6 protein-coding genes are annotated in these 6821 nt (G+C 54.7%); all 6 read right to left on the bottom strand.

Annotated features, from left to right (window positions below; translation table 11 throughout):
• A partial coding sequence (locus AAAB16_RS05730) for a nucleoside-diphosphate sugar epimerase/dehydratase (RefSeq protein ID WP_340662472.1) occupies positions 1 to 1798 on the bottom strand: 1798 nt, incomplete at its 3' end.
• Between the two features lie 68 nt (positions 1799 to 1866).
• Positions 1867 to 2880, bottom strand: a complete 1014-nt coding sequence (locus AAAB16_RS05725) for a glycosyltransferase family 4 protein (protein WP_340662471.1) — start codon at positions 2878 to 2880, stop codon at positions 1867 to 1869.
• A complete protein-coding gene (locus AAAB16_RS05720) occupies positions 2877 to 3851 on the bottom strand; it encodes an SDR family oxidoreductase (protein ID WP_340662470.1) in 975 nt (324 codons plus the stop codon). The genes AAAB16_RS05725 and AAAB16_RS05720 overlap by 4 nt, the downstream gene beginning before the upstream one ends.
• The gene (locus AAAB16_RS05715; protein WP_340662469.1) at positions 3848 to 4993 is read right to left on the bottom strand and encodes a glycosyltransferase; all 1146 of its coding nucleotides are present in this window, start codon (positions 4991 to 4993) and stop codon (positions 3848 to 3850) included. Before AAAB16_RS05715 ends, AAAB16_RS05720 begins: the two co-directional genes overlap by 4 nt.
• Positions 4993 to 5985, bottom strand: coding sequence for an NAD-dependent epimerase/dehydratase family protein (locus AAAB16_RS05710; RefSeq protein ID WP_340662468.1), 993 nt, complete (start codon positions 5983 to 5985; stop codon positions 4993 to 4995). Before AAAB16_RS05710 ends, AAAB16_RS05715 begins: the two co-directional genes overlap by 1 nt.
• Before the next feature lie 18 nt (positions 5986 to 6003).
• Positions 6004 to 6821: glycosyltransferase (locus tag AAAB16_RS05705; RefSeq protein WP_340662467.1), on the bottom strand; the 818-nt coding region annotated here is incomplete at its 5' end.

Genomic DNA, 6821 nt, shown 5'->3' with positions numbered 1-6821 from the left:
GCATGATCATCGGGTGACTGGTCGAGCTGACATTGTCACCGATCAACAACTCCTCATAGAGCTTCTCCCCCGGCCGCAGCCCGGTGAACTCGATGGTGATATCGCCTTGCGGATTGCGCGCCGACGCCACACTAAGGCCAGACAGGTGGATCATCTTCTCGGCCAGATCGAGGATCTTCACCGGCTGCCCCATATCCAGCACGAATACATCCCCACCCTGCCCCATGCCACCCGCCTGAATCACTAGCTGAGCGGCTTCAGGGATGGTCATGAAATAACGGGTAATAGCCGGATGAGTGACCGTCACCGGCCCACCGCGCCTGATCTGCTCACGAAACAGCGGGATCACCGAACCCGACGAGCCCAACACATTGCCGAAGCGAACCATGGTGAAGCGGGTTCTATTCGCGCAAACGCCCGCCTTAGCCCCCAGTAACAACGGTTGCTTTTCGGCGCTCAGGGCCTGCAACACCATCTCCGCCAAGCGCTTGGTACTGCCCATCACATTGGTCGGGCGCACCGCCTTGTCGGTGGAGATCAACACAAAGTGCTCAACCCCCGCCTGCAGCGCCGCCTGCGCGGTTTGCAGCGTGCCAAACACGTTGTTCAGCACCCCTTCGGCCACGTTGTGCTCAACGATCGGCACATGCTTGTACGCCGCCGCGTGGTAAACGGTGTTGACGCTCCAGGTGCGCATCACATCCAGCAGCCGCTCAGGGCTGCGTACCGAACCCAAAATGGGGATCAGCTTGATCCCCAGTCCTTCATGGCGAATACGCCCTTCCAGCTCGCCCTGGATGCTGTACAGGTTGTACTCACTGTGCTCAAACAACACCAAGGCGGTCGGCGCCGACGACAGGATTTGCCGGCACAGCTCAGAACCAATCGAACCGCCCGCCCCGGTGACCATCACCACCTGGTTGCGAATGCAGCGCTCAAACAGATCGCTACGCGGCGGCACCGCATCGCGCCCGAGCAGATCGGCGATATCCACCTCCTGCAGGTCGCTGACATTGACCCGGCCGCTGGCCAAATCCATAAACCCCGGCACCGTGCGCACATGCACCGGATACGCCTCCAGCGCCGCGAGAATTTCCCGCCGGCGCGAACGCGTAGCCGAAGGAATGGCGAGCAACACCTCTTGCGCGCCGGTTTCATTGATCATCAGCGCGATTTCGTCCGAGGTATAAACCTTCAGGCCGGCGACCACGCGGTTGGCGATGCCCTCATCGTCGTCGATAAACGCCACCGGCCGCATACCTTTACCCATACGCAGCGCCGCCACCAACTGATTACCCGCCGCGCCGCCGCCATAGATAGCGACCTTGGGCAGACTGTCTTCATGGCGCAAAAACGGCACATGCTGGCCAGCCAGCAGCCAGTCGCCGAGGAAATACTGACGCATAAACAGCCGCAAGCCGCCGATCATCAGCAGGCTTAGCCACCAGTAATTGAATACCAGAGAACGGGGGACCAATACTTCGGCTCGGTACAGATAAATGTACAAACCCAGCACAAGGGCAGATAGCGATACCGCCTTGAAAATCGCAACCAGCGCTTCATTGCCGAAGTAGCGCATGACCGCGCGATACATGCCCAAGCGAATGAAGATTGGGATGGCAATTACCGGGGCGATTAGAAACAGCCAAGCGTAGTCGCCTGTAGGATTGATCGGCCGCTCGATACCAAGGCGCACGATAAACGCCAGCCATAGCGATGCCCATACCAACAGTACATCTGCACAGATTTGCAGAATGCGCTTGTATCGGCGTCGCAGGTTAACCAGGCGATCACGCATCTGCATTCCGTCCTTACTCTTGGTAGGCCTCACATCCACTCCCTTCCCTGCTCACATGCGTCCAGCATCTACTTTTCTTGCTCTCCGGCGTGAAAATACACCGCCAACAACACCAGAGGCATGCTCGCCATAGCAAAGCCTAGCAAACCGTCTAGAGCGCCACGCCCAACCGCCAGCGCGATAGGCAACAGCCACACGAGGTTAATTGCCAACACCCCGAGAGTCACCGGTAAATGCCGGCCAAACCTGCGCGATGCATATTGATAGGCGTGGCTGCGATGCGCCTCATAGACCTTGTCGCCACGCAGCAAGCGGCGCATCAGGGTCCAGGTCGCGTCCACAATAAATACCGCGAGCAGAATCAGCCAACTCCACAGTAGTTGCGGCGCAACCCAGGCGGCCTGCAACGACAGAATACCCAGCACCAAACCGAGAAATCCGCTACCGGCATCGCCCATAAAAATTTTCGCTGGTGGGAAGTTCCAAGCTAGAAATCCGCCGCTGGCCACCGCCAGTAACAGCGGCAACAGGGCCAGGCTCGATTGGCCCAACAACATGTACAGCAACGCGCCGCTTAAGCAGACGCACACCGACTCAACGCCAGCAATACCGTCGATGCCGTCCATAAAGTTGTAAAGATTGAGCAGCCACACCAAGTAAAACACAGCGAGTACATGCCCCAGCCAACCAAGGTTTAACTCAACGCCAAATGCGCTGATTGGAGCCAGTCCACCCAACCAGAAGAGCGCCCAAACAGCCCCGCCGAAATGGGCGAGCAAACGCCAACGGGCGGCGACATGACCGTGATCGTCGAGAAAACCAATCAATGCGACCCACCCACCGGCTCCAAGAAAGGCCAATGCCAGGCTCCACGAGATACCCTGCAGCGCGGCCACGATGGCCAATCCCACGAGGAAACTCAATACGATCGCAACCCCGCCGCCGCGCGGCGTCGGTACAGTGTGGGAACTGCGCGCGTTGGGGATATCCATCACACTGCGAGCCAATGCATAGCGACGTAGCACGCCGGTCAGCAACAGTGAGGCAATGGCGACAACTGGAACCAAAACCCAGATATTCATAGGGACGGATGCTCGAGAAACTCTTGGGCTGTACGCCTCAACGCCTGATCAAGCGAAACCGGCGGAGCCCAATTCAACCGCGCTTTGGTGTGGCTTATATCGGCCTGCAATGAACCACAGAGGCGCTGCGCCACATCACGCCTGCCAAGCAACGCTGCGCCAGCCTGCAATAGCGCAGCTGGTACCGGCAGCAACCTCGCTGGCTTGCCAAGCGCGTTGGCCATCCGCCGAAGTAATTCAGAGGTGGACACATCTTCATCATCACTGACCAGAAAGGTCTGATTAGCAGCGCCCGGATGATCAACGCAGGTAACAATCAGGTCCACCAGATTATCCAGCGCGACTAGGCTACGTTTATTGGCAATGGCGCCCAACGGCAACGGAATGCCTTTGCTCAGCCAACTCATCATGCTGCGAAAGTTGGCTTTGACCTCGGGGCCGTAAACCAGCACCGGGCGGATAATGACGACGTCCATACCCGTTTCTGCCGCCAACGCTCTTAGCCCCTGCTCCGCCTCGTACTTGGAGATGCCGTAAGGGTCTTGAGGCTGCGGACGGTCTTCAGGGGTAAACGGCTGCCGCGGAGCGGTCTGCTCGCCGTTTACTTTTATCGAGCTCAGGAAAATAAAGCGCCGAACGCCCGCGCGAGCGGCCTGTCGTGCCAGCTCCAAGGTTGCGGTGACGTTAATAGCGCGGAAAGCGCCTAGCGGATCTGCCACGGTGTCATTCATCACATGAACACGAGCCGCCATATGCACGACACAGGCAATGCCTTCGAGCGACGATTGAAGATCAAACGAGGTCGACAAGTCGAACGGCACATGTTCAACGTCGCTGGAAAACGCGCTGCGGGATGCGCAAACGATCCTCCAGCGCTTGGCCGCTAATAATGAGCTGAGTACAGCTTTGCCGACAAACCCCGATGCACCGGTTAACAACAAGTTACCTGCACTCAACGACGAATCCGTCATGCCAGCACCCCGTCGTAGAACTTGGCCATCTCGCCAACGATGTATTCCTGGGAAAAATACTCGTGCGCACGAATACGCGCGGCAGTGGCAAGTTGCTCACGAAATGGCGCGTCGGCATGCAAGCGCAACATACACTCTACGATCGCGGGAATATCACCCGGTTCATGCATCAAACCGGTAACGCCCTCCGCCACAGCATCGGTCAGGCCATATATACGCGAAGCCACAGCCGGTAAGCCCGAACCGGCAGCCTGAATGGTTGCCAGACTGAAACCTTCACGATAACTGGGAAGACAGAAGACATCGGATGCCGCCATGTAGCACTCGGGCTTATCGGTAAAACCCAGGCGATGGAAGCGCCCGCCAGCGTCAGCCAATAGCTCGGTTAACTCAGCCTCCACTCCGTCTTCATCCGGCCCCACCATCAATAGGTGGGCGGATGGCGCCGACTTGGTAAAAAGAGCAAACGCCTGCGCCATATCCACAGCGCCTTTGGCACGGGTCATACGCGCCATAAACAAAAAAACTAGCGCATCGTCGGGTATGGAAAACTGCGCCCTGATTTGTGCACGGGCGCTGTTATCAGGCCGGAATCGAGCGCTATCGACGCCGCTGATTGACCCCAAACCCAGTACCGAGATTTTTTCCGCAGCAACAACATGCTCGTCCACTAAAAAAGCCCGCTGCGAAGGGCTATCTGCCAATAGGTGCGTGGCGCAAGCAGAAAGAACTCGGTCCATTGCCTTTAAGGCAAAGCGCTTGATACCGCTAGCAGTCGACCACACCTGACCGGTGAAAATATGTACGCGTACCGGCACCTTCGCCAGTCGCGCCGCCAACATGGCTAATAAGCCAGCTTTTGGCATAAGTGAATGCACCGCATCAAAGTGCTCATCCACAAACAAACGGCGAAGCTTAAATAACGACTTCAGGTCATCCCAAATGGAAATTTTTCGCTCGATATCCAGCGCAATACAACGCACGTCATAGCCGGTAAAAAGACATTCCAACTCCTGCGGTGCGCCTGTGCACACCAAAGAAATGGAATACTGCTCGGAAAGTTGCAGCACGTGCTCACGCATAAAAACTTTGATTGCTACAGGTACTGTTGCAACAACACAGATCTTCTTTTTAGTTAGCACTAACCCTTTCCTCTAAGGTGCGCGCCATCAAAACGGCCTTCAAGTATCGAAGCAATTTTCTCAGGAATGGGGTGTTTATAAGAAAGCTCAAGCCCAGAGCTATTAAAGTTCGATATATATGAGGTACGCCGCACTAAGGCGTCTACTCGACTCTGCGTCAGCGGGAAAGAACGGATATTGGCACCCATAGCGGCAACTGCACGCATAAACCCTTCCGGGACGCTTAAACGCGGCCGACGCACCCCATAAAGATCAGCAACCGCATCGATAACTTCCCGCAACGAACAGTCGTTAGCCACGATAAAGGTTCCGCCCTTGGCGCCTTCAGAAAACCCGCAGAGCAACAATGCAGCGACAACATCGTCGATGTGCACGTAGTTGGCCACGGAGTCATGCCGTCCGACGTAAAAAAACAGCCGGCGCCTGACCATATTGGCGAGCTGAAAAAACGACTGATTGGGCATGCTAGCCCCTACCACAATAGAGGGACGGACGATGCTGTAAGAAAAATGGGGGTGTTGCCGCGCAAAAGCCATCACCAAGTGATCTGAGGCGGTTTTGGTAATTTCATAGACATTGTCTGGTAACTCAGCGGTGGTACTGTTCACAACTCGCGGGGCACTGGCATCTTTCGCGCTTATCCCATAAGCACCAACGCTGCTTAGCTGAACCCAGTGCAATGGCTTGCCACTCGCCTCTGCCTCGCGCTGCACGCAACCGAGCAGAAAAACCGTCCCATCAATATGCAACGAGAACATTTTCTCAGGCTTGGATATCTCTCCGGCACAATGAAACACTACATCTGCGCCAAAGAAAAATGCAGCAAAGTCACCGACACCAGCGGCAATATCACCACGAAAGTAATTTATAGACTCAGGAAACGACGAGACTGCACTGCGTCCTAGCGCGCGAACTTCGTAACCGGCCGAAATCAGAGCCGAGCATAATTGCCGGCCGATAAAACCGGCTGCACCTGTTACACACGCTATCATATTGCTACCATTCCGAACTTAAAACCGCCCAATTAATATCATAATTTTTAGCAGAAAACTATCAAGCCTGTTATTTCTAGTGTACCCGTTATTAAACAATAGCCTGAGCCGCGCACTCACGGAGTTATGGCTATCAACGAGCAACTGTAAGTTTTTGCGCTGAGTACTGCTAAGCGAATCAGCATACAAACGATTAAACTCCGCCAACTGCAAAGAAACACGTCCCGCTGCACGACCGAAAAAAAAACGCAGCAGACGGCGCTTATAAATACCCCAAAACGTTTCTGCAGCACCAATCGCATTTCCAGGGTGCTGGCGGTACTTTATAAAAGTGCGGCGATCATAAACAACTTCGCCCATTGTCGCGACCACCAAATAAATCCACCAATCGTGGACCAGGCAGTATTCCGGCAGTTTGGAAATTACAACATCCCGCGCTTTTTTATTAAAAACGATGGTGCAGCCTGTCGCTACGTTCTGCACCAAGGCATTGCGATAACCAATGCGCGAAATATCAAGATCAGCAGAAAAACCGAGGTGAGATAACTGTTGATCGACATATTCGGTACGCGAAAAATACATCAGCGGCACAGAGTTATTTTTACTCTCTATACATCCAACTGCAGTGGCTAGTTTCTCAGGAAGCCAAACATCATCTTGATCACAGAGCGCAAAATAGTCAGCCGAACTATCAGCTTCAAGCATCAGCTTAAAAAAGCTTGCCACATAACCAATATTTGCACCTGAAAAAACAGTAATTTTTTCATGCTGTGCGTTGTAGCGCTCAAGTATCTGTAGCGTATCGTCGCTTGATCCATCATCACGAATGTATAACG

The sequence above is a fragment of the Pseudomonas sp. genome (assembly GCF_037994325.1).
GTDB lineage: Bacteria > Pseudomonadota > Gammaproteobacteria > Pseudomonadales > Pseudomonadaceae > Aquipseudomonas.
The sequence above is the reverse complement of the archived record's forward strand: the minus strand, read 5'-3'. Positions and strand labels throughout refer to the sequence as shown.